This window comes from Hymenobacter sp. DG25B (assembly GCF_000801315.1).
Lineage (GTDB): Bacteria > Bacteroidota > Bacteroidia > Cytophagales > Hymenobacteraceae > Hymenobacter.
Genome location: NZ_CP010054.1, coordinates 2,007,782 through 2,033,431, shown reverse-complemented (window position 1 = coordinate 2,033,431; position 25,650 = coordinate 2,007,782). Strand labels below are relative to the sequence as shown.

17 protein-coding genes are annotated in these 25,650 nt (G+C 49.3%); 16 read left to right on the top strand and 1 reads right to left on the bottom strand.

The features are described 5' to 3' along the window. The first annotated feature begins 74 nt into the window (after nucleotides 1-74). The 16 genes from PK28_RS08640 (at nucleotide 75) to PK28_RS08560 (ending at nucleotide 24,154) form a co-directional block, all read left to right on the top strand. Complete coding sequence (locus tag PK28_RS08640; protein WP_044513388.1) at nucleotides 75-512, top strand: carboxypeptidase-like regulatory domain-containing protein; 438 nt, start codon at nucleotides 75-77, stop codon at nucleotides 510-512. Between the two features lie 159 nt (nucleotides 513-671). Then, nucleotides 672-1,328 (top strand): DUF2459 domain-containing protein, encoded by a 657-nt coding sequence (locus PK28_RS08635; RefSeq protein WP_044513387.1) that lies wholly within the window; start codon nucleotides 672-674, stop codon nucleotides 1,326-1,328. Nucleotides 1,329-1,580: 252 nt separating this feature from the next. Then, nucleotides 1,581-1,934, top strand: coding sequence for a hypothetical protein (locus PK28_RS08630; protein WP_044513386.1), 354 nt, complete (start codon nucleotides 1,581-1,583; stop codon nucleotides 1,932-1,934). Nucleotides 1,935-2,139: 205 nt separating this feature from the next. Then, nucleotides 2,140-3,537: a histidine--tRNA ligase gene (hisS, locus tag PK28_RS08625; protein ID WP_044513385.1), complete on the top strand. Its 1,398-nt coding sequence runs from the start codon at nucleotides 2,140-2,142 to the stop codon at nucleotides 3,535-3,537. A gap of 105 nt (nucleotides 3,538-3,642) precedes the next feature. Further along, a complete protein-coding gene (hutH, locus tag PK28_RS08620) occupies nucleotides 3,643-5,139 on the top strand; it encodes a histidine ammonia-lyase (protein ID WP_044513384.1) in 1,497 nt (498 codons plus the stop codon). 39 nt (nucleotides 5,140-5,178) lie between these two features. After that, nucleotides 5,179-7,158, top strand: coding sequence for a T9SS C-terminal target domain-containing protein (locus tag PK28_RS08615; protein WP_044513383.1), 1,980 nt, complete (start codon nucleotides 5,179-5,181; stop codon nucleotides 7,156-7,158). 401 nt (nucleotides 7,159-7,559) lie between these two features. Next, nucleotides 7,560-10,826 (top strand): type I restriction-modification system endonuclease, encoded by a 3,267-nt coding sequence (gene hsdR / locus PK28_RS08610; protein WP_044513382.1) that lies wholly within the window; start codon nucleotides 7,560-7,562, stop codon nucleotides 10,824-10,826. 66 nt (nucleotides 10,827-10,892) lie between these two features. Next, nucleotides 10,893-12,299, top strand: a complete 1,407-nt coding sequence (locus tag PK28_RS08605; RefSeq protein ID WP_044513381.1) for a class I SAM-dependent DNA methyltransferase — start codon at nucleotides 10,893-10,895, stop codon at nucleotides 12,297-12,299. Further along, a complete protein-coding gene (locus PK28_RS08600; RefSeq protein WP_071885135.1) occupies nucleotides 12,289-13,692 on the top strand; it encodes a restriction endonuclease subunit S in 1,404 nt (467 codons plus the stop codon). Before PK28_RS08605 ends, PK28_RS08600 begins: the two co-directional genes overlap by 11 nt. Nucleotides 13,693-13,709: 17 nt before the next feature. After that, entirely contained in the window at nucleotides 13,710-15,710 is a 2,001-nt protein-coding gene (locus PK28_RS20735) for an McrB family protein (RefSeq protein ID WP_082017030.1), read from the top strand. Nucleotides 15,711-15,722: 12 nt separating this feature from the next. Then, on the top strand, nucleotides 15,723-17,054 hold the full coding sequence (locus PK28_RS08590) for an McrC family protein (RefSeq protein WP_048825776.1): 1,332 nt from the start codon (nucleotides 15,723-15,725) through the stop codon (nucleotides 17,052-17,054). 1,494 nt (nucleotides 17,055-18,548) lie between these two features. Continuing rightward, nucleotides 18,549-20,051 (top strand): hypothetical protein, encoded by a 1,503-nt coding sequence (locus tag PK28_RS08585; RefSeq protein WP_156126313.1) that lies wholly within the window; start codon nucleotides 18,549-18,551, stop codon nucleotides 20,049-20,051. A gap of 78 nt (nucleotides 20,052-20,129) precedes the next feature. After that, nucleotides 20,130-20,525, top strand: a complete 396-nt coding sequence (locus PK28_RS08580) for a hypothetical protein (RefSeq protein WP_044513379.1) — start codon at nucleotides 20,130-20,132, stop codon at nucleotides 20,523-20,525. Between the two features lie 510 nt (nucleotides 20,526-21,035). Next, the gene (locus PK28_RS08575) at nucleotides 21,036-21,362 is read left to right on the top strand and encodes a hypothetical protein (protein ID WP_044513378.1); all 327 of its coding nucleotides are present in this window, start codon (nucleotides 21,036-21,038) and stop codon (nucleotides 21,360-21,362) included. A 247-nt stretch (nucleotides 21,363-21,609) separates the two neighbouring features. Further along, nucleotides 21,610-22,146 carry a recombinase family protein gene (locus tag PK28_RS08570; protein ID WP_316931927.1) on the top strand — a complete coding sequence of 179 codons (537 nt, stop codon included), beginning with the start codon at nucleotides 21,610-21,612 and terminating at the stop codon, nucleotides 22,144-22,146. Between the two features lie 898 nt (nucleotides 22,147-23,044). Beyond that, on the top strand, nucleotides 23,045-24,154 hold the full coding sequence (locus tag PK28_RS08560; RefSeq protein WP_044513375.1) for an exodeoxyribonuclease X C-terminal domain-containing protein: 1,110 nt from the start codon (nucleotides 23,045-23,047) through the stop codon (nucleotides 24,152-24,154). A gap of 46 nt (nucleotides 24,155-24,200) precedes the next feature. Here PK28_RS08560 and PK28_RS08555 read toward each other — a convergent pair whose 3' ends face one another. After that, nucleotides 24,201-25,535: a phage integrase SAM-like domain-containing protein gene (locus PK28_RS08555; protein ID WP_156126312.1), complete on the bottom strand. Its 1,335-nt coding sequence runs from the start codon at nucleotides 25,533-25,535 to the stop codon at nucleotides 24,201-24,203. Nucleotides 25,536-25,650: the final 115 nt, after the last annotated feature.

The window sequence follows — 25,650 nt, the reverse complement described above, 5'->3', positions numbered from 1 at the left end:
GCCCAGCGGAACCGCGGCTGCTTCGGCACTCTTCAGCCCTATTCCGCACTTCCATTCTTTGTCCTTTCTGAGCTATGAAAACCTCCTTTTTGAACCGCATTTCTTTGGGCGTCATCCTCGCACTTACCGGCCTTCAGGTATCGGCCGTTACATTTTACAATGGCAAAGTGACGGGTGTCATCCGGGATGCCGAGACCAACGAGCCTATTCCCAGTGCTACCGTAGCCATTCTGCGCGCCGAGGATAACGCCCTCATCCGTACGGTTACCACTCATGCCGATGGCTCTTTTGCCGTAGACAAGGTTCCGTTCGGCAAATACAAAGTCACCACTACGGTACTGGGCTTTCGCCAGCACAACCCCGCCTTTGTGGTGAATGGCATTACTACCCGAATTGCCATGGGTAACGTAGCCCTGCAGCCCGTGTATGCCAGCCAGTTCCGGAAAGATGCCCACGTGAAAGCCGCGGCAGTAGCTGCCAAAGCTCCGGTGCTGACCCGTCAGGGTTCTTAAGCTTCTCTTCCGGCGCTCCGCCACTCAGGCAACTCTGCCGCCCGCCTTGGTGTTTCCTCTGCGAAATGCCACGGCGGGCGGCCTGCGTTTGGGCCTCTCTTTCTCCAGCTTTTCAGGCTGGGTCTGGGTGTTATCGGTGGAAGTATAGTAGGTTTATATATGACGGCGGCCCTGGCTTTCCTGCTTTATCTGCTGACGGGCACCGCAGTACCGCGCAACCACCAGTTCCGGGAAACGCCCACGGGCATCCCGGTTTATGTGGTATCCAATGGCTTTCATACCGAGATTATTGTACCGCTGCGCGAGCCCCGTACCCAACAGGACTGGCTGCAGACTTTGCAGGATACCAGTTTAAGTCAGCAGTTTGGCCACTACCAGTATATCAGCTTTGGCTGGGGAAACGAAGGCTTTTACCGCGCCTCCTACGGTGGCCGCTTTCCCGGACCGGGAATTATCCTGCGCGCCCTGCTGCCAGCCCCCACGCTGACCCATGTCACTTTCTATTCTGGTGCGCCGCAAACTGCCCGGCGGGTGATAGGTCTGCGCATTTCGGAGGCAGAATACCGCCGGTTGTGCGCCCGGCTGCGGATGGCCTTTGCCGCAGCTGCTACCGCCCCGCCCGTGCGCAGCACCGCGCCGGGTTATACCGGCCAGGATGTTTTCTTTCAGGGCAGCGGCCGCTACCATGCTTTCCATACCTGTAACGACTGGACCAACCGCACCCTCAGCCAGGCCGGAGTACGGGCGGCCTGGAAAGCACCCTTCGCCTTTTCAGTGCTGTATCAGCTGCGGCGGGCAAAGCACCGGGCACCTTAGGAGCCGAGCAGCAGAGCTTTACTTATCTAAAATCATTAGTTGGTTTTAACATAAATTAAATATAATTTTTTTATTATGATTTATATTCTGCTATAATTCCCATCACCTTCATTTTCACTCCATAATTTATCCACAATCAACTGATAGCAAACATTATTGAAATAAATATTAATCAATTTATATGTACATATATCATATTGAAATCACAAACCTAACTGTCACTTTTCTTATGCCTCTTACGTTAGAGGCTCTATGCTTGATGTACAGCGCGAATTACTCCCGGATAGCTACTTACTTATTGTAGCTCCGGAAACCACCGATGCTCCCGAACATAAGCTGGCGCGTGGCTTACACCGGGCCAGCCGGAGTGGGCGGCGCCTCATTTGGGTTGACTGTAGCCTGCTAAAAGAGATACCCACCGAAGCCATTGACCTGCTCCTGGCTTATGATTACCACTTGCGCCAACAGGGCCGTGAGCTGGTACTTTGCCACCTGCCGGAATCGGCCCTGGCGTACTTTAGTGGCCTGGCACCTCATGAGCGGCCCGCTTTGGCGGCTAACCTGCTGGACGCCCACGGAATTTATTTCAACGGCGCTATACGTTAAAGCCTCCCCTTAAAAACGAGTCAGACCAAACGCCTGGGTATTCATACTCCCGGGCTTTTTTGTGCCCCTTCGCAGCAGGCAGCCTCCCGGCTCCTTAGTTGGATGCGAGGCGGGCCGCCCCCGCAATACCCGGGGCCGCGCTACCAGATTGCGGCAATTAGCGAGTACCTTCGCGGGCAAATTTTTCGCATCCTGCCCCGAGACGATGAGCGTTCAGAAACCCAGCATTCCTAAAGGCACCCGTGATTTTGGCCCGGCCGTGGTGGCCCGCCGCAACTATATTTTTGGCGTTATCCGGCGCGTGTTCGAGAAGTTCGGCTACGCTCCGCTCGAAACGCCCACCATGGAAAACCTATCCGTGCTCACGGGTAAATACGGCGACGAGGGCGACCAGCTGCTGTTTAAGATTCTGAACTCCGGCGACTTCGCCAAAGACGTGACGGCCGATGACCTGGCGGCCGGCTCCAAAAAAATCCTGCCCAAAATTGCCGAAAAAGGCCTGCGCTACGACCTCACCGTGCCCTTTGCGCGCTATGTAGTCATGAACCGGGGCACGCTCACCTTCCCCTTCAAGCGTTACCAGATTCAGCCCGTGTGGCGCGCCGACCGCCCCCAGCGCGGCCGCTACCGCGAGTTTTACCAGTGTGATGCCGACGTGGTGGGCACTGATTCCCTGCTCTGCGAGGCAGAAATTGTGCTGATGATGAGCGAGGTGCTGAACACGCTGGGCCTTACGGAGCACACCATAAAAATAAACCACCGGCGCGTGCTGGGCGCCTTTTACCAGGCCCTGGGCGGCGAAGGCACCGAAACCGACCTGTTTGTTGCCATTGATAAGCTGGACAAAATTGGTCGGGAAGGTGTAAGCAATGAGCTGTTGGAGCGCGGTTTCTCGGCCGGCGCCATAGATACTCTGTTTCAGCTGCTAACAGTGGAAGGCGGTTTTGGCGAAAAGCTGGAGCGCCTGCAGGCAGCCTTTGCCCAGGCCGGCGTACCCACCGAGGCCGATGGCCAGTACAAAGGCCTGCAAGAGCTGCGGCAGGTGCAGGAAATGCTCCAGGGCTTCGGTTTCTCGCAGTTCGACCATGTCGAATTTGACCCCACGCTAGCCCGCGGCCTGAGCTACTACACGGGCTGCATCTTCGAAATCAAGATTAATAACGTGAACATGGGCAGCGTGAGCGGCGGCGGCCGCTACGATAACCTCACGGGCTCTTTTGGCCTGCCGGGCGTGTCCGGGGTGGGCTTCTCCTTCGGCGTAGACCGCCTCTACGACTGCCTGGATGAGCTAAATCTGTTCCCGGAAGGCGCGGCCGCTATTACCCGCTGCCTGGTAGCCAATTTTGATGCGGATTCTATGACCGGCATGCTGCCCGTGCTGCGCCAGCTGCGCGAGGCAAACGTGCCCAGCGAGCTGTACCCGGAAAGCACCAAGCTGGCCAAGCAGTTTAAGTACGCCGATGCCAAAGGCATTCCTTTTGTGCTGCTGCAGGGCTCGGAGGAGCGCGCCGCCCGGCAGTTTAAGCTGAAAGACCTGCGCACCGGGCAGGAGCAGCAACTCGCCCTGGAAGATGTCATCCAACTCCTGACGGCGGGTAGCTAGCCCGGCGCTGAAAACTCCGCCTGAATTACCCAACTTTGAAACCGGCGGGCTTCCTCCCCACCCAGGCTCGCCGGCTTTTCTGCGCTTCTTTGCTCTCCCCCACCCATGTCTGCTGATTTTTCGCTTACTCCCTCCCATCATTTCACCCTTCAGGAGCTGGGCCAGCTGGTGGCCAGCGGCCGCCGCGTGGTGCTCAGCGAAGAAGCCCGCCAGCGCATTGAAAGCTGCCACACCTACCTGCAGGAGCGGCTGGCGCATTCCGATGCTCCCATTTATGGCATCAATACCGGCTTTGGGGCCCTCTGCGACAAAAGCATTCCGCCCGCCGACCGCGAGCAACTGCAGGTGAACCTGATGATGTCGCACGCCTGCGGCACCGGCGAGGAAGTGCCCGGTGAGCTGGTGAAGCTGATGCTGCTGTTGAAGGCCCAAAGCCTCAGCTACGGGCACAGCGGCGTACAGGTGGCCACGGTGCAGCGCCTGCTCGATTTTTACAACCGCGACATTCTGCCGGTGGTCTACCAGCAGGGCTCCCTGGGTGCCAGCGGCGACCTGGCCCCACTGGCACATTTGTGCCTGCCGCTGCTGGGTTTGGGCGAAGTAAACTACCAGGGCTACCGCCTGAAAGCGGCCGATGCCATGCATTTGTTCAGCTGGGAACCAGTACGCCTGGGCGCCAAAGAAGGCCTAGCCCTGCTGAACGGCACCCAGTTTATGCTGGCCTACGGTGTACACAGCCTGATGCGCGCCCAGCGCCTGGCGCAGGCGGCAGATGTTATTGGGGCCCTTTCTTTGGAGGCGTTTGATGGGCGGCCCGAGCCATTTGATGTGCGCCTGCACCAGATTCGGCCGCATGTCGGGCAGCTGGCGGTGGCGGCGCGCATCCGGGAGCTGCTGGCGGGCAGTGAGCTGCAACAGCAGCCAAAAAAGGCCGTGCAGGACCCCTACTCCTTCCGGTGCCAGCCCCAGGTGCACGGCGCCTCCCGCGACGCCTTGGCGTACGTGGCCCAGGTGCTGGAAACGGAGTGCAACGCCGTAACCGACAACCCCAACATCTTCCCCGAGGACGACGCCATTCTTTCCGGCGGCAACTTTCACGGGCAGCCGCTGGCTTTGGCGCTTGATTTCATGGCTATTGCCGTAGCCGAGCTGGGCAGTATCTCGGAGCGCCGCACCTATCAGCTGATTTCGGGGCAGCGCGGCCTGCCGCCGTTCCTGGTGGCCGAGCCCGGCCTCAACTCCGGTTTCATGATTCCGCAGTACACGGCTGCCAGCATTGTAAGCCAAAGCAAGCAGCTGTGCACCCCGGCTTCCATTGACAGCATTGTGAGCAGCAACGGGCAGGAAGACCACGTGAGCATGGGCGCCAACGCCGCTACCAAAGGCCTGCGCGTCATTCAGAACACGGAGCAGGTTTTGGGCATTGAGCTGCTGAATGCGGCCCAGGCGCTGGCCTTCCGCCGCCCGGCCCGTACCTCTCCGCAGCTGGAGCAGGTAGTAGAGGCTTTCCGCCAAAAAGTACCTTTCAACGGCCACGACCGGGTACTCTACCCCGACCTGCACGCGGCCGCGGCCTTCGTGCGCACCCACGAGTGGCGCTAGAATTTGCCTGGCGTCGCTTACCTTCCGCTTTTGCGGCCGATGCTATACTGCCTCCGCGCCGGCCGCGTTATGCCCATGGTGAAGTTCTGTACCCGATTCTTTGTGCTGTTCTGGTCCCTGCTGCTCCTGGCTCAGCGGCCCGCCTACGCCCAGGCGCCCTGTACCGATACGCCTAATTCCGGCGCCTGCTTTCAAGTATATGATGCTGCTACCCGGTTGCCGATTACGGCTCTTTGTGCGGGCCAGCGCATCCGCCTGCGCGACTGCAGCGGCCGCCCCCTCGACCCAAAGAAAACCTACTACCGCCTTTCCACGGCCACCGTCTGCACCTTTGCCGAGGGGGATACGGTGACTACGCTAACGGTCCCTGCTACCCCGGGCAATATCGTCATCACCCAGAACACTCCTAACCTGTTGGTACCGGGCACGGGCATTATATTCTCACGCACCCTGCGGGTTTATGCGGCTCCGGAGCCGGTTTTTGCAGTGGCTACCTGTGCCCCCGGTTTTGTGCAGGTTTCTATTACCGACCGTAGCTATGATCAGTTTACGGTGCAGTTGGGCAATGGCACACCGCAGCCTGCTACTGTAGGCACTACAACCTATGCCGTAACCAGCGGCACTACGACAGTTACCGTGCAGGGCAGCTACACGGCCGCTTCTTTGTGCAGCGCTGCCCGCACCATCAGCTTCACGCCTGCCTCCACCCCTCAGGTGCCCCAACTGAAGCAACTAACCGTAAGCGGAAACTCTATTGAATTTCAATGGAACAGCCTGCAAACAGAGTATAAATACCTGCTGGAAGTAGCGGATGCCGCCAGCCCGGGCGGATTCCGGCAGGTGGCAAACGTGCCGGCTGCCAGCACCAGCTTCACCCTGCCCGCCGCTACCTTGCCCGGTTGCTACCGCCTGCGGCTTACGGATGCCTGCCAATCTACCGGTACCCGGTATGTTTCTGCTACGGGCTGCACTGTGCAGCTGTCCGCTACCTCCGCCGATGGCCGCAATGAGCTGCGCTGGACCACCGGGGCGGCCGCTACAGGCTTTGAGATTACGCGCAATGGCACGCTGCTAACCCGCACAGGAGCTGGCACCAGCGGTACTTACCTGGATAAAGATGTGATTTGCGGGGTGGAATACACTTACCGAGTAGCCGCCATCGGCAGCGGCGTTACCTCGGTTTCTGACTCCCGGATACTTAAAACCGCTTCCACCCAAATTCCTCCGGCGCCGGTTATTATGGCATCGTTTGATTTGCGCAACCGGGTAGAGCTAACGACCACCGCCCCCGCCTCTCCGGGCAGTGCTATGGTTTACACGCGCCGGCAGGATGGCACCAGTACGGTGGTGGGCACTACCTCCGGAAGTAAGCTCCTGGATTCATTAGCGCTGGTATCCGTCGATACCCCTCCCTGCTACACGGCCCAATTTCGGGACCCTTGCGGTAATACTTCCACCGCTAGTGCTACGGTATGCCCGGTTATTCTGGAAGCTACTTCTGCAAAAGACAATACCGATGCCGTGCAACTGCGGTGGTCGGCATTGAATGAGGCCACCACTGCCACTTACCAGCTGCAGCTGCTGGGGCCGGCCGGGCAGGTTTTGCGTGCGCAAACTGTTTCTGGCCTCACCTATAATGATCTGACGCCGCCTCCGGACCGGCAGGTGCTGCGCTACCGTTTGGAAGCCACCTTGCCTGATGGTGGTGGGCGCAGCTATTCCAATGTGGCCACGGTAACGCGGCCTTTGCGGGTGGTCCTGCCCACGGCCTTTACGCCCAACGGGGACGGCCTGAATGATGTACTGGAAATAAAAGGCCGCTTTATTACCACCTATCGGCTCGTTATCCAGGACCGAAACGGCCAGGAAGTCTTCACTTCCACTAGTCCGGCGCAGCGCTGGGATGGGCGCATCAAGGGCGCTACCCCGGTGCCGGGCGTATACGTATATCGGTTTGAAGCCGCCGATGAGCTGGGGCAGCCCTTTGTGCAAACCGGCTCGGTTACTATTCTGCGCTGATAGCTAATTATCAGTAGGAATAAGCGGCTACCGCGTCCCATTTAGCGCACTCAGGTACCATAAACTACCTTTACGCGTTAAAGCAGGCAACCGGCCAGCCTTGTCCGGTATCTAGGAAAACACACAACCACGCAACTAAAAGAGACGCATATGTTTGATATGATGGGCATGATGGGGAAGGTAAAAGAGCTCCCCTTTTCCAGCTAATAGACACATATTTTACGGGCATTCAAAAGCTCTGTATCAATTTTAGCAAGACAATTTGATACATGAAGTCTGGTGCCACCACAACTACGGATATCTCAAGGGCGAAGTCATATTGCACTATTCCGTTTTAGGCTATTTGATGTCAGTCACTCGATTGCTACCTTGGAAAGCTAATTCCTGCTTATCCATCGTTTGTGTCCAATTCTACCAGTAACTTCTACTTCCTTCGGGAAGACTTTCCAGCCCTCTATACCCTCGGCAAGGAAGCAGAATTTCTCCTTTACCAAGACCCAGTCGCCGCTTTGTTTAAGCTGCGCTTATATGGGGAAAAGCTAGTTGACCGACTGTTCTCTGAGCACCAGTTGGCTCCGCTGGTGGAAAACACCCAACATCGGCGGCTTGAGGAATTGAAACGGCAGGGCATTCTTCCCCGACAGGTGGAGGATATTCTCCACTTAATAAAGCGTAAGGGAAATGTAGCAGCACACCAGAACACGGGTACCGCTGAAGACGCTGCTCTGCTGCTGGAATCTGCCTACCATCTTGGTAAGTGGTTACTGGATGCCTACGGAGAGAACTTGCTTCCTGAGGGCATTTTGCCGTTTACGTTACCCCAGCTCCGGGATACGCAGCAGGAATTGGCTCAATTAGAAGCCGAAAAACAGGCATTGCAAGCCCGGGTACTGGAATTACAGGCGAGTCTGGATGCTCGGCCCGTATTATCCGCTCCTGAGCTGGCTCAATTACAGGAGAAAGCACAAAAGGCCGCAGACAACCTGAACTTAAGTGAGGCGGAAACACGAGCCATTATCGATGAGCAACTTCGTAGTGTTGGCTGGGAAGCAGATACTCCCACCCTTCGCTATAACAAAGGTACCCGCCCCGAAAAAGGCCGCAATCTGGCCATTGCTGAATGGCAGACTACTTCAGGACCGGCCGATTACGCTTTGTTTGTTGGGATGACCTTGGTGGGCGTTGTGGAAGCCAAACGTATTAACAAGGATGTATCAGCAGCTCTGCAACAGGCTAAGCGGTATGCGAAAGATATTAACCTGACTACCGGCGTTGAACTCTTAAAGTCAGCTCCATGGGGAGTTTACCAAGCCCCATTTCTCTTTGCTACCAACGGTAGGCCCTATCATTATCAATTACCTGAAAAGTCAGGAATTTGGTTTTTGGATGGAAGGCAGTCTATTAACCACTCCCGAGCATTGAAGGGTTGGTATTCTCCACAGGCGCTGATTGAGCTGCATAAGCAGGACATTGCGGCTGCCGAGGAGGCATTAAAAAACGACAGCTTTGATTATTTGCGCTCTGCCCACGGATTGGGCCTAAGAGACTATCAGGTTACGGCTATTCAGCGGGTAGAAGCAGTAATAGAAGCGAACGAACCCGAGCGCCGAGCCCTACTAGCCATGGCAACGGGCACTGGGAAGACGCGCACGATACTCGGACTGGTTTACCGCCTGTTGAAGAGTAAGCGCTACCGCCGTATTCTATTTCTGGTTGACCGCAAATTGCTGGGTATACAAGCCACCGATTCCTTCAACGAAGTGAAGATGGAAGGCAACCTCACGCTGGGCGAAATTTACGACTTGAAAGAGTTGAAGGATAAGCTACCTGAAGCTGAAACCCGCCTTCATGTAGCCACAGTGCAATCCTTAGTAAAGCGGATTTATTCACCAGAAGCGGATACCCCAGCACTTCCGATAGATGCCTACGACTGTATCATCATCGATGAAGCTCACCGGGGCTACACCCTTGACCGGGAAATGTCCGAACCACAAATTACGTACAAGGACCAATTAGACTTCTTAAGTACTTATAAGCTTGTACTGGACTATTTCGATGCCTTCCGGATAGGCTTAACAGCCACTCCGGCCCTGCATACCGTGAAGATATTTGGCTCCCCGGTATTTCGTTATACCTATCGCCAAGCGGTTATCGATGGTTACCTCATCGACCACGAGCCCCCTATTCTCCTGAAGACGAAGCTCAATCAGGAAGGCATTGTCTGGGAAGCCGGTAGCACTCCGCAGGCATACAACCCGGAAACGCAGAACATTGAAGAATTAGACCGGCTGGAGGATGAGCTCAAGATTGAAGTAGATGGCTTCAATAAACTGGTGCTTACGGAGAGCTTCAACCGAACCATAGCCAAAATGCTGGTGAAGGAGTTGCTGCCTGAGGGACCAGAAAAGACGTTGATTTTTGCGGCCAGCGACCAGCATGCCGATTTACTGGTGCTCATTTTGAAAGAAGAATTCAAGAACGCCGACATTGACGTTGACGAAGATGCCATTATCAAAATTACGGGCACTGCCGACCAGCCGCAGCAACTGGTTAAAAAATTCAAGAACGAGCAATACCCTACCATCGTCGTAACGGTGGACCTGTTGACCACGGGTGTAGATATTCCTCGTATCTGTAATCTGGTCTTCATGCGCCGGGTTCGTTCCCGAATCCTCTACGAACAGATGTTGGGGCGGGCAACACGCTTAGCGGATGATATAGGCAAGGAAACCTTCCGTATTTATGATGCGGTGCGTCTCTATGAGGCGTTAGAGCCGGTTACCACGATGAAACCGGTCGTGGTTGACCCAAGTCAGACTATTACAGAGCTGATTGAGGAACTGGATAAGATTGAACAGGAAGAAGCTCGGCAGCAGCAGGTAGAACAAATCCTTGCCAAGCTGCAACGGAAGCGAAATAAGCTGACCCCAACTCAGATTGAGAAATTTGCCCACGGCACGAATGGGCAGACACTAACGCAGTTTATCAACCATCTGCGTACGTTGCCTTCTGTAGAAGCAGCAGCATTATTAAAGCACTATCAGCCTACTCTAGGCTGGCTTTCAGAGGCAAAAGCCGCGCTGAAGCCCCTTCTCTACAGTACGCATCAAGATGTGGCCTTAGAGCCGGAACGCGGCTACGGTGGAGATTCCGCCAGCCCTATTCAGCGCCCGGAAGATTACCTACAGTCCTTTGCAGAGTTCGTGCAGAACAATCAAAACACTATTGCGGCGCTGAACATAGTCTGCACCAATCCCAAAGACCTCACCCGCCCCATGCTACGTGAATTGAAGCTGCATCTTGACCAGCAAGGCTTTACTGATACGCAGCTCCGGGTAGCATGGAAAGCCGTGAAAAAACAGGAATTGGGAGCCGACATCATTGCCTATATTCGTAGCCTAGCCCTTGGTGAAGCAACGCGCCCACTGACTGTACGGGTGCAGGAAGCGGTGGATTTTGTCCGGAATTCTAATAGCTGGAATGCCCACCAACGGAAATTTCTCGACCGGGTACAAACCCAGCTTATCAAGGAAACAGTGCTAACCCGGGACGACCTCAACCAAGAGCCCTTCAAAGGCGATGGGGGCTATAACCGCTTCAACAAACTCTTCGACAACCAACTGGACAACGTGCTGCAAACTATACAGGAACGCTTGTACGTCGCCTAACCCTTTCCTTTTCCGATTTGCTTACCGGAGCAAGGTTCCTGCCTTGCTTCGTCTTTTATCAATAGTATGAACAACCAAGAAATCGTCTCGAAACTGTGGAGTCTGTGTAATGTGCTGCGCGACGATGGCATTACCTATCACCAGTACGTAACCGAGCTGACATATCTGCTTTTCCTTAAAATGCTGAAGGAAACGGGCAACGAGGAATCGATTCCGGCGGAATATCGGTGGGACGAGCTAACCAGCAAGGAAGGCTTAGCGCTGAAAAACTTTTACCGCACGCTGCTGCTGCATTTGGGCACGGAAGTATCAGGAAACGTAGCGCAGATTTACCACAATGCCCAAACGCATATTGACGAGCCCAAGAACCTACGCAAAATCATCAAGAGCATTGATGAACTGGACTGGTATTCGGCGCGGGAAGAAGGCTTAGGCAACCTCTACGAGGGCTTGTTGGAGAAGAACGCCAACGAGAAGAAGTCGGGTGCCGGACAGTATTTTACCCCGCGTCCGCTGATTGATGCCATGGTGGAGCTGATGAATCCGCAGCCCGGTGAGCGGTGCAATGACCCCGCGTGTGGAACCTTCGGCTTCATGATTGCAGCGGATGCTCACGTAAAAGCGCAGACCGATAATTACTATACCCTGACGGAAAAGCAGGCGGAATTCCAGCGCAAGCAGGCATTTTCGGGCTGTGAGCTGGTAGCCGATACGCACCGGCTCGCCATGATGAATGCCCTGCTGCACGGCATGGACAGCGAAATTCTGCTGGGTGATACGCTCACGCAGATTGGGGAAAAACTGAAAGGCTACGACGTAGTATTAGCTAACCCTCCGTTTGGCACCAAGAAAGGTGGTGAGCGTCCTACACGGTCTGACTTCACCTACCCCACCAGCAACAAGCAGCTCAACTTTCTACAACATATCTACCGCTCGCTCAAACCGGGCGGACGGGCAGCGGTGGTGCTACCGGATAACGTTTTGTTTCAGGATGGCGACGGACAAAAAGTACGAGCTGACCTGATGGACAAGTGCAACCTGCACACCATCCTGCGCCTGCCCACCGGTATTTTCTACGCTGCAGGGGTAAAAACCAACGTGCTATTTTTCGAGCGCGGCTCGACCGATAAGGGGAACACGAAGCAGGTTTGGTACTATGACCTGCGCACCAACATGGAGAATTTCGGGAAGCGCACACCCTTCACCCGCGCCCATTTCAATGATTTCGTGCGGGCATATCACGCCGATGACCGTACTGCTCACACCGATGAGCGGTGGATGTGCTTCACCCGCGCCGAAATTCAGCAACGGGGTGATACGCTGGACTTGGGTCTAATTGCTGATGCTAGCCTTTCTAACGCGGCTGACCTGCTTGACCCAAAGGAGCTAGCAATAGAGGCTATTGACGAGCTGGAAGTAGTGGTAGATGAATTGAAAGAACTGTTGCGCCTGCTCGAAATCAATGAAAAGTAAATTACCAGAAGGCTGGGTTCCCGCTCACTTAGGTGATATTCTCACCTTAGAGTACGGGAGTGCACTACCCGCTAAAACACGCAGCAATGCAGGCTTTCCTGTTTATGGCTCTAATGGGGTTGTAGGATACCACAAGGATATGCAGGTTAAAGGTCCTGCGATTATTGTAGGAAGAAAAGGGTCATTTGGAGAGGTTACTTGGTCTAATGAAGATTGCTGGGCAATTGACACTACCTACTATGTCAGAGTTAAAGGCGAGCACAATCTGAGGTTTGTATACTACCTCCTTTTAAACAGTGGGTTAAAGAGACTTAATAGGTCTACGGCGATACCCGGCTTAAATCGTGAGGATGCTTACCAAGTAAAATTTTTATTACCTCCACTAGCAGAACAGCAGCGTATCGTCGCACAACTCGAAGCCGTTATGCAAAAGTTCGAAGCCAGCCAAGAGCGGCTAGAGAAGCTGCCGGTGCTGCTGAAAAAATTTCGGAAGGCGGTAGTGGCGGCGGCGGTATCGGGGAAGCTTACCGAAGTATGGCGGGCAGAACAGCCCCAATATGAAACGGCAACTGATTTGCTAAAAGCTATTCAAGCTGAGCGTATTTTTAGCTACGCTGAGGCGGTGAAAGCAGTAAAGAAGGGCGGTTCTAAACCCCGCTTACCTCAAGATCTGTATTACACGCCTAAAATCGAAATTTCAGATGATATTCCTGAAGGCTGGGCTATAACAGAGGTCAAGGACGTTGCTGATTGTCTCGACTATATTCGACGCCCAATAAACAAGGAAGAACGGCAAACTAGAGTAGGTACTATTCCCTACTATGGTGCTAATGGTAGAACTGGATGGATTGATGATTACCTCTTCGATGAAGATTTAGTAATTATTGTCGAGGATGAAACCTTCACAGGTCGTGAGCTTCCATTCTCCTATATCATTAGAGGCAAAGCGTGGGTTAATAATCATGCTCACGTTATGCGTCCAGTTGGTGGCATAACCGCTGACTATCTAAACATCTGTTGGAGTTATTATGACTTTATTCCACTTACTTCCGGCTCAACTGGAAGAAAGAAATTAACACAAGGAGGTTTATTACAAGCGCCCTTCGCAATTGCTCCGCTTGCTGAACAGGAAGAAATCGTACGCCAAGTAAACCACTACTTTGAGTTAGCTAACCAACTGGAAGCACGCTTTGAGCAGGCAGCAGCACTAGTGGAGCAATTGCCGCAGGCGTTGCTTGCCAAAGCATTCACCGGGCAGCTCGTATCGCAAGACCCCAACGATGAGCCTGCCAGTGCCCTTTTGGAACGGTTAGCAGCGGAAATGTCGGCACCAGTACAGAAAAAGACAGGGCGCAAAGCAAAGCCCATGTCTGACGCCCCGCTATTTAATTAGTCATTGAAATCTTCCGGATGTCAACTCCTTTATACTTAGCCAATAACCCCATCTATAAATTATCGATGGGTAATTTGAATACTAAAAAGTCTAAGGAGCTTCTTAGCCTACTGAAAGAGCGAAGCTGGCTGGTACTGGATGGCAAAGCCAAGAATAATCAAGGCAACCTGTTTAAGACGGAATTGCAGCAGGGCGATTTTGTATACGTCTGCATTGGCTCTAAACAACTGTGGGGCATATACCGCATAACCGGTGAGTGGAATACTCTGCCGGCTGAATTAGCCCCTCTCCTGCCCTCTGAAAGTGAATGGGGTTACCGGGCTGCCGAATTGGTGGTATCCCCCGTTCGTAATGATATATGGAACCTGAAAAAGGTTACGAAACACTGGGCACCAAGCGGATTTAGCACTTTTTACCGGGTAGCTGATTTAGAAGAAGCCAATAAGCTATTCTTCGAGCCTTTCTACGACCGCACGTTGATTCCCAATGCACCAGAACATCTTGTGAAAATTTCACAAGCTACTCCTATACCTCGCAACCAAATTCTTTACGGACCGCCCGGTACAGGAAAAACCTTTCACACGGTAATACGCGCTGTGGCCATTTTGGAAGGTGTTAGCGACGAGGCCATAAAGAAAGAATATCCGCCTGCGAAGCGGGCCGAGCTCCGGAAAAAATTCGAAAAGTATCAGCAAGCTGAACGGATTGGCTTTGTGACATTTCATCAGGCTTTCACCTACGAAGATTTTGTAGAGGGTATTAAACCGCTACCACCCACTACACCGAAGCATTCTAAAAGTGAAGGTGCTGAAGAGGGCGAAGAAAATAGACCAACAGTAGGTGCTGGGAGCGTTCAATACGCTGTCCGGAAGGGGATTTTCCGGCAGATGTGCGAAACGGCTGCCAATGCTTTACCTACGGAAGAGGAATTCGTCTTAAAGCACATTCCCTTCAATGAGTTGTATGCTGGCTTCATAAGCCACCTCGGAAAGCTTATTGAAAGCACGAATGGTCCTGTGATATTTCGCACGAAGGAGGGATATGGTGTGCAGCTTACTGCTGTCAACCAACAAACCGGGCGCCTCACCTTTCAGTATGGAAAAGGGAGAGTACTTGATTTTGACTCACCGTTTAATATGGACGGCTCCTACAGCCATGTTGATAAATCCCGCCCGGAGAAGCTGTATGCGCTCTACTCTTCGATAGACCAGATTAAAAATCTTAAGTCAGACATTATCAACAAAGTTGGTGGCAATGCCAAAACCTTACAATGGGTGGCATTTAATGAGCTGAAAAAGTATGAGGCTTCTCAGCTCTCCTCTCAACGAGAAAATAAACAGATAAAGCCCAGCCCTTCTTACGTCCTCATTATAGACGAGATAAACAGGGGAAATGTCGCCAATATTTTTGGCGAGCTAATTACTCTTCTCGAAGATGATAAGCGAGCTGGCAAGGGGCAAACAGAAGCGTTAACCGTAACCCTTCCCTACTCCCAGAGTAAATTTTCAGTACCCGAAAACCTATACCTGCTGGGTACGATGAACACCGCTGACCGGAGCGTAGAAGCCCTTGATACGGCCCTACGTCGCCGCTTTAGCTTTACGGAAATGCTACCAGACCCTTCGCTCCTTTCCAAGGATGTTGAGGGTATTAATATGCAGGAAATGCTGCTTGCTATTAATGACCGGTTAGAACAGCTACTGGACCACGACCATGTTATTGGCCATGCCCTGCTTATGCAGGTAAGCAATCTGAATGAGTTAAAAGCAGCGTTCCGGCGCAGCATTCTCCCGCTACTGCAAGAATATTTCTTTGGTGATTGGGGGAAAATTGGCTTGGTACTGGGCAGTGCGTTTATTCAGCAAATGAATAAGAAGAAGGAGGGTAAACTGAAATATAAAATTTTATCCTTCGACCCTTATAATAAAGGAGACTATAGCGAAAAGCCTGTTTTTAGATTGACAGATGTGGATTCGTTAGAAGCCAAAGCTTTTAAAGACATCTACGAAATTTCGTAAGCCGCTCATCCTATGGCTAAAATTATGCGGGTGCTGGAACACAGCACCCTTAGCATTGGTGATGAGCAGTCAGGAGTAAAATTTGAGGTGAAACACTGGCACCAGCTCTTTCGCTACCGGGACGAAAAGTCTGCTAATCGTTTCTACGATATGCGTCACGACGGTGTACGCTTCCGCAGCTACGTGGGCGTTATTCAGACCGGGGACCTTACCATCGAAATTTTACCTAAGGTCGATGATGTCAATGTTGCCTCAGACCAAACCATGGCGAAGTGGCGGGACATCCTGCTACGCATGCTCCATGAGTCGGGCACACTAAATCTTGACTCTCTCACCAACGCCTTTCTACACGAGAAGGAGAACAGCCTACTGGATATCTACCTCGAACTCTTCCTCAACGAGGTAGAGAAATTATTACATAGAGGGCTTGTAAAACGCTACCGCCATACGGAAGGACAACAGTCCGCATTACGCGGGGCTATCCAGTTCAGTAAGCACATTTCGCAAAATTTAACCCACCAAGAGCGTTTCTATACCCGTCACCAGACGTACGACCAGCAGCATCTACATAACCAGCTCATTCGCCAAGCCCTCCTCCTGCTGCCCCGATTGACAAATTCTTTCACACTACGCGGACGTACGGCCCGGGCACTTCTTCAATGGGCAGAGGCCCCAGTTCTCAAAGTAACGGCCGCTACGTTCGCAAGATTGAGCTACGACCGCAAAACAGAAGCTTACCGCCCGGCAATCGTCATTGCTCGATTGCTACTGCTGCATCATCGCCCAGACATACGCGGCGGTAATAATGATTTGATAGCCCTGCTGTTTAACATGAATCAGCTCTGGGAAAAATATCTACTCCGCACCCTACGCCGCCTGTCTTCTTCTTACGATTGTACTGTAGTTAAACCATCCTATAGCACGCTTTGGAAAGCAGAAAACGGCACTATCAGTAAAATGCAGCCTGATATACTCATAACTGCACCGGGCAAGAGGAATATAGTGCTGGACGCTAAGTGGAAGCGACCGAAAGGACTTCCATCCGAAGTGGATTTAAGGCAATTATATACGTATGCACACTACTACGATGCTACACATGCTGTATTGCTGTACCCTCACACAGACTATGTATCCGCTGTATCTGGCAAATTTCAACAACCTGAGCATCTTCCAGCATGCAAGCCCGACGACCTCATTGTGTGTAGCACAGTCTTCGTACAAATTGGGAAAGGAAATTCATTAGGGACTGATGGGGATTACGACTCCCTTGGGTATCTGCACTGCACACTCGAATCCGAGTTTAAGAACTGGCTGGGCAGCGGCAGCACCATATCAATTCTCTGATTTTCCGAAAAATGTTTAACATATAATTGATATCGAATTACTTAACACCACCCTTTAAAGACATATTAAATCTTTAATGATGGTTAATCCCGTTACACAGGGACTGTTCATATCGATATAAAAGTCTGTGAAAATTTCACAGAAATTTACCGCGTATCAAAACTGTGAAATTTTCACAGAAATATTTTGAAGGATTCATACCGCTATATGAAACTGGTTTTATAAAAATTTATAAAATTCCAGTTGGCAAGCCCTGCGATGGACAAAATTTTTAAACAGGGTGCCTACATTGTTTTGCCCCTCCCCGGTGGAGGGGAGACAGGGGGATATTGAATATTTATCTTCCAAATGCTGCTAAATCAGTACGCATCCTTTTGCATGGATACATTTCCCCGTCCTATTGCGCTGAATAGGCGTTTGAGTATCTACAAATGGCTCTTTATTCACTAATAAATGAAGCTCAAGGCTAATAACGGTGTCATTTAACCCTGATACGGGCAGTGAAAATTTCACACCGGTCATGGAGTATGCAACTCGTACTGACTGTTATCTTAGGCTAATGAATAATTAAGATATTTTGAAATTTTCACTACCCGTATCATTGTGACACCTATCGCGCTGCATAATAATATTCAAGAATAGAAGAATCCGAAATTTCTCTTGGGCCTTTCCCATGGGTGGGTCGAATAGAATAATCCCAGCCTACATCAATTAGCTATAGAAAGATATCGAGGAGCGCTATTACAATAGAGTATCCTTGCGTTGAAACTGTACACAAACCTGACCGGTGTTCTGGTCAGGTTTTTTTGTGTCCGTTAGTAGAGTAACGCGCTACGAATACACAACGAATCCTACTGCCTTCATCACTCTCGCTACGCTTCGTTCTTCAGTTGTGCCTATGGCACGGATTCTACCAATAACAGAGATTTGTTTCTAATTAATGATAATTGTTTGGGCAATAAAGAAGAACGTAACAACGACAAAAGAGAGCAAGAATAACAACGAAACGGCCATTACCATTATTGCCCAAACAATTCATAAATCAACCACAACTCAATGATAATCATCAAAAAGCATAATTGAATTTTCATTCGATAGAAACTGTAAAACGAGCGAATGAATGCAACGGAGCGAAAGCAATTCGAAAGTAGATTTCGCTGTATGGCTTAACATTTCATGTTTCTATCGGTGCTATGTTCCTATGGTTGGTTGTCTCTATAATAAAAATATTCTACATCCGCACTCTACGGACCAGAAATTTCGCCACGCAGTTTTGCTATATCGGGAATGATGCAAAACAAAGCTCTATTAACGACGAAATTTCCCGGACATCGGGATTATTTATAGATGGTGGTTTTCCATCCGGGGTGAAAGGAAGTTTCGTGTAATTCTCCCTTTCACATTCCAACCCGTTCAATTACACGCCCGGGACTGGAATACCGGTAATACATAACCTAAAGCTTCAATAACAGATGAAGACAAAAATTACACCCATTGACAACACCAAGCACAACCCTCAAAACCCCAAAGAAGAAATCCGTTAATCAGGAGAAGCAATTCTTATTCCCATCGAACCTCAGCCCGAATGAATTAAATAGGGTACTGACTGGTGTCTCGGGCAGTAGCAGTATTTTAAGGGGAGTGATGTTTTTATACCATAATATCCTTGTCGATACCTACTGCGTGAAACCGCAAAAAGAAGACCAAGAACCCGAATTTCTGAAAGGATATTCACAGATTCATTCCGAAACCCTTCGCACCTACTTCAGCAATAATTACGCGAAGGTGATTGACCGTCTGATAAAGACAGGGTACTTGGAACCACTCCGATTCAATCATAACGGTAAATTCTTTGAGAATGGGTACTACTATTTCGGCGTTACGGGCCAAGGAAGGTGTAAAAGCTTTCGTATACCGGCACATCTATTCGCAGATGGCAAGAAGTATCAGATTATCAAACAGAAGCTCACACAGCGCGAAATTAAGAAGTTTGAAACCATCCAAAACAGACAGATACATCACCGGGAAGAATTCCGATTAACCGTAATCGAAAATATGAAAGACGTTATCCTTTTGGAAACACCCGAATCCGTGAAGACCGTTGACGAACTGTTTGCATCAAACAAGGTTCGAGCTACGGCAGAGACCTTCTTTGATGTTTTCAATCTGAATGCTGTTCCGAAAACCCCAGTATGTAATTTCGGTCATCGGGTTCACTCGCAGGTCGTGTACTCCCCAAAGGTGCTACGGCCTTGGATGCGCTTCCGGAATGAACCTGATGTGCCACTGGTGGAAATTGACCTGAAGAATTCACAACCAGCCATTCTTGCCAACATTACCCCCAAGCTAATTCGTCTATTAGCTCCGGAATGTGAAGCGGCTATCCCCTTCCTCGAAGAAGCCATGAAGGAACAGGATTTCCAAGTCTACAAAGCGAAGTGCGATGAAGGGGTTATCTATGAATTCCTACGCGACGAATTCAACCGGGAATACGCTGTCACCCTTTGGAAACCCATCATCCGGGATGATGCCAAGGAATCCTATTTCATAGCAGGGTTCAGCGATTACCAATACTACGAATCTACTACAGTACGGAAATTCGAACGGAAGCTGAATCAGGCAGTATTGGAAGGCAACCTCGAAAGGATAGAGAAAGCCCGGAAGAAACTCTTCAAAGTCCGCAGCTACCATCTTTTTAAGAAGCTCTTTCCATCAGTACACCGTCTGTTCATGCAGATTAAAGGGTTGGACTGGTCCGGTTTTAACCCCGGAGAGCAACATTCAAACAACTGCCTATTGGCTCAGCGTATTGAGTCGGGTATCATCTTCACCCGAGTGGTAAAGGCATTGATTGAAGGAGGTATCCCCAAGGAAAAAATTGTCACGATTCACGATAGCATCATGGTTCGGGAGAAGGATGAAGAAAAAGCCCGGAAAGTCATACGGAGGGAACTGGATAAGCTTCACCTGAACATTCAATTGAAAGCGAAATTCTGAGTTTCTATCATATTTGAATTTTGAATGAAATGATTATCATTGGTCTGAACCCAATCATCCACTTAACCTACAAACATAATGGCGCGTCAAACCCTCGAAGAACAAATGCTGGCTCTCCTGAATAAAGCGAAAGCTTCGAACTCAGCACCAGCACCAAACCGAGTTAAAGCGAGGGATATTAGCAAGGCACTCGCCATGTTTAAGAAATCTCAAAACTTTTTGACGCAAGCAATTTCGCTGTTGGAAGGTGATGATGTCGCGAATAACTCTCCGAAGCATCAGGAGAACGTAGCTAAATACCCAACCGCACCCTACGGACGCAAAGCAGATGGCACCCCCAAAATGGCATCTGGTAAGCAAGCGCAGACAGTAGAGGCCAATTCCTTCCGCAAGGAGTACCCAGAGTTATTTGGCACCACAGGTGAACGTGTTGGCAACGGAAAGAATCGTGGAGCAACTGGTAGCAAGAAATAATCATTAATCATGGACAAAGCATTTAAACCGTTACTCTTGCTATTGTTGGCTGGATTAATAGTGGTATTGTACTTGCATTCGCAGACCGGCAGATTCCAGACTGGAAAAAATAGTACTGGGGAAATTGTTCTGTTGGATACCCAAACAGGTTCAATTTATGCCTCAGAATCTGGTAAGTGGGTTATCGGAATGGAACGATAGCAATTTGATATCTGCATGATAAAATTTAACATAAGCCCTGACTCACACCAGTCAGGGTTTCATGTTTCAGGATAGTGCCTAAATTCCACTTACATCACTCTGTATTGTTTATATACTAGCGAAGTTCCTAAACAATGGACTCACACCTTTCGCATGACAAATTCTTACCTGCCCAAGAACAACAGGTAATAGCAGACCGGTACATGAATAGGAAGAACTTATGGAGCTTGTTGAACAACTAGCTACCTTGCCTACACATAACCACCTCTCCATCGCTTACCCATTAGTAATTGCACTATAAAATAGACCATGCGAAAGCTTCAAATTCTTCTACTGGTAGCCGTCATCGGCTGCACCAACAAAAAGGCTCAGAGTGACACAGAGCTAGGCGAAATTGCTATGCAAAAAGCTATGCGAACAGTAATAAACGATAGCACTGCTTACATAGCCCTGCGTTTCAACTACGATACAGTAGAAACCATCGGAGATATTCGCAGCACCTACCGAGTGACGCATATTTACAGCAACAAATACAATCGAAATCAGACTAAAGAAATTCAACTGGAACTAGTTAAGTTTCATCGAAATGAGGACAGGGAACCCAAGTTCTTTATCACGGATATCAAACCGTTATAATAAAATCTACCATATCTATACTGGCGTATCTTCTTCCGTAAAAATTTGACAAAAAAATGTCTCGAAAAACGACCGTTTTCACGGACACTGGGCGCTGTCTTAAATCCGTAGAAAAAGGCGCAAATAAGTGTATCATATATTCGTCTCATTATTCTATGTTTCATTATCTTTGAAGCAGTAGACTTTATGATACTAGCAAATGATTTACGGATACGCCCGCGTTAGCACAGCTGACCAGAATCTCCATATGCAAGTAGATGCGCTCAGAGCATATGGTTGTACAAGTATTGCACAGGAAAAAGCATCGTCCGTAAAGGAGCGCCCTACCTTAAGAAAACTGCTGACCGAATTACGTACTGGGGACACTCTCGTCGTTTGGAAGCTCGACCGGCTGGGTCGTTCTCTGAAAGACTTGGTGACGTTGGTTATGGGCTTTCAGGAGCAAGGAATCCAGTTCATCAGCCTGCAGGACAATTTGGACACGACGACCGCTCAAGGTCGACTCATGTTTAACCTCTTTGCCTCATTGGCAGAATTTGAACGGGACCTGATACGCGAAAGAACGAATGCGGGCCTGTCGGCTGCGCGGGCGCGTGGGCGCCAAGGGGGCAGACCCAAAGGATTGTCGAAGGAAGCTCAATCCAAGGCCGAAGCTGCGAAAACCCTGTATTTGAAGCAGGATAAGACTGTAGGAGAAATCGGAAAGCTGCTTGGGGTAGGAAGAGCTACCATCTACCGCTATTTGACCTACCTTGGAGTGCAAACAGGTCATTCTGCTACGTAAGCTATGAGGCAGTTCAACAGGCATAAAGCTTTGTAACTCTACCTTAATATGTAAGGAATTATGATGTCCCTTTTTCTACTCTAGGATATTTTGCCTTAAGAAAGTGGAGTTGTTCGAGATGCCAGTTAAATCGAAGAATCCCGGTCACATATAGTTGTTTTAAATAGTACGCTACCTATCAGCTCATCAGATGTGCACCCCAGCCCGCCAGATAGTCAAGATTGTTTTGAGCATTGCTTGCGCTATGGGTGCCTCCTTCCTTACGATACTCGCTTCCCCACTGGGTCGGGACATTGACCAAGTTATTACGGACCACTTTCGTCATATGAATGAGAGGCGCGTAGCACACCGGCTCACCAGAATGGACGTCTTGGAATGCAAGGTACTTTTTCATGCTATTGCCTTTGCCGGTCGGCTGGTCTCGCAAGAGGGCGGAACAGTCGTATGGCATTACCTGCATGGTGGAGGAAAAGATTTATGGTTGGACAGCACCTACCTCAGCCAGTCCCCAGTTATTCTCCAAAGTTTGAATTCATTGCGGGATGGGGAGAGCAAAAGGTTTGCGTTCCAACAAAATGCTGACTGGAGATTATCCTATGCGCTCAATCCGTTTTTTCTGCGGCGGGAACGAAACAGGGCAGTACTATGGCAGCGAATCGAATTCAAAGACGACCTGACCACCTTTACCACTTTGAATTACGGGCTAGGCAACGTGAGGCTAGCGGACGGGCTCATCCTCGCACTGCATCCGGTCCCGTTCACGGTACGAGCAGCATGGTCACATTGATTTTTTGGGAAAGTCTACTTCTTGAGACTAGTAAACAGTAATTAGGCTTTCAAGCTTTGTCTATATTTAACACACATCAAATTTGCACAATAATAAAATCCTTTAGAATCCATGAAAAGAAATGTGCTAACGCTATACCAAAATGATTCAGTGTTTGACTTTGGCAAATACAAGCACAAAACACTTTTAGAGGTGCACGATATTGACAAAAAATATATACAATGGTGTATTATTAATATAGACTATTTTATTATTGAGCCAAGCAGCTTTATTATATTAAATAAAGATTTAGCTAATCCGATATATAAATCCAACCCGCCAACTACAGCATATATAGTTATATGGAAATATCAAAATTTTCTTAATAAAATGTTGATTTCAGAATTTGGCAACATTAAAAATGAAGATGAAATAAAATCTCACAAAAATGACTATATAAAAGGAAGTATTCTCAATGTAAAAAACGACATAATCGATAAGCTAAACACTTTTAAAAAGGATAACTCAATCGAAAATATAAAAGAGGGAGTCAAAGTACAATTAATGTTTGATGATGATTTAACCTTCTACAATTGGGCATATTGGCTCCAAAATACTGACTTTGAATTAAATAGCAAGTTCGAGTCAGATATAGAAAGTTTTAAGACTACAGGGGAAGTAGAATTTTACGAGAATTACGGTTTTAAAGATTGCTTCTCATCCGAAGATGTATTGCATTCATTTTCAAATGTAATTTTAGACAACAAAAAACGTTCATGTTATTCAATTATAGACTATTCTAATACAATATATTCAATTAAATCCTCAATTTATAATGAGGCGGCTCAAATTAGATATAACGCCGGCACAAGATTTTTAAGGCCTGATTTCGGTTTCACAATGTTTATAACGATGCTCTATAGTGATTTATTTATAAAAGCATTATCAAACAAAAATATTAATGAGATTAAAAAGGAGGCATCGTATTTTTTTAATGCATTTAACATTTCTTTTAAAGGGGATAAAACCCTAATTATATCATTTTCGATATCTATATCAAGCTTTGATTCATATGTAAATAATTACTATGAAACTATTAACAAACAAATGATATTCACTAACAAAAAATTAAACCAAGTTAACTTTCAAAGTAATGAGTTGGCTAATTCTTTGAAAGCAAGAGAGTATAAATATGCTGATGAAAATACATTTGAATATCCTCCCAAACATGGCTTTGCATAGTATAATAGGAAAGCTTGCATAATAGAAGATGCGAATTCATTAGGGGTCACCAAATCGACGCAATAGCATCGCGTCCGGCTCGACTACTGCCGTAGGTGTTCATAATGAGGTGTGTTCCTTCGTGGCCAACGATATCGGCAATGGCGACTGGGTTCACCCCTTTCGCTAAGGCTAAATTGATGAAATTTTTTCGTCCTGTATGGCAGGAAATTAATTGGTCCTTCGTGATATACCGCTTCGTAATCTTACCCCCCCTATATGTCTTCACCAGTTCCTTCCTATCTGCTATCGAGGGGATACGGCTGCATATCGATTTGATATACTTGTTAAAATTTGACGCTGGCACATACTTAAAATTGTAATCATGGGCCTCCAAGATTTCCCTGACCTTGGGAGCCATAGGGATGAACACATCGGTGTCGGTCTTTTCTGTACTGACCCTAATCTGACCGTTTACGATGTTGTCTTTAGTCAACCGACTGTCAGAAAACCGGACCCCAGTTAAAGACATCACTACGAACTGGTCCCTGACTACCCGCTCCGTAGGCTTTTCAATAGGCAGCGCCATTAAATCAGCCAGTTCTTCCTTCGTCAGATAGACGACATTCCCCGTTTTCTTCTTTTTGAAGTCGAGTCTAAAGTCTTTGAGTTCGGAGATGTCCAGCCTTAACGTACGGGCGTAGTAGTAGACGACGCTTTTCGTCTTCGTGATAAGGTCAGCTACCGTTTGTGATTGCTTCCCTTGTGCTAAGAGGAAGTTCTGAAATTCACGCAAGGTTTTCACGTTTACCTCGTCAATACGCCACTGAGAGCGGAATTTCGTCACCCATTCTGCTACATTGGTGAACAAGCGCAGGGAGTTGGGTTTGAGCGTTGACTCCCGGGCTTTACGATAATCAAAAATAAATTTCGACAGTAACCTCCCTTCGTAGATACCCAACCGAAGCTCATAGCTCTCTACCTCCTTCTTCTTGGCTTCTACCAATAGCTCCAGTTCCCGCAGCTCTCGGTGAAGCTTTTCAAGTTCAGACTCGCTGGCGATACACTTACTTTCCTGTGAGGGCTGAGCCGCTGCTTGGTTAGCTAATAACTTGCCGTATTCATCGGCCATGTTCTCCTTAAGGGGTTCCAACCCTTTGCCCAGTAAGTTGCGGGCTGCTATTTCCATCATGGCCCGAACAGCTTCTATAGCGGCATTCAACTCGGGCGCTTGGGGGAGCTTGCTAATAACTCGCCCGGTTTCAGCGTTGAAGTAGTCAGGATGCACTACTGCGCCAGTTGACTTCACAAAAGGACTGCCCCTATGCGTATGCTTTACGTAAATTGCAGCCTCAGTTGATGACTTTCCGGTTAGCCGTAGGAGATAGCTGATTTTGGACATTCTATATGAATGTAGTCGTTGTGAAATTTTGACACAGAAGCGATATGGGCACTACTTTTCTGTATCAATCCTGTATCAATTGAAATTGAAAAGCCCTCTTTTTTAGCCACTACGT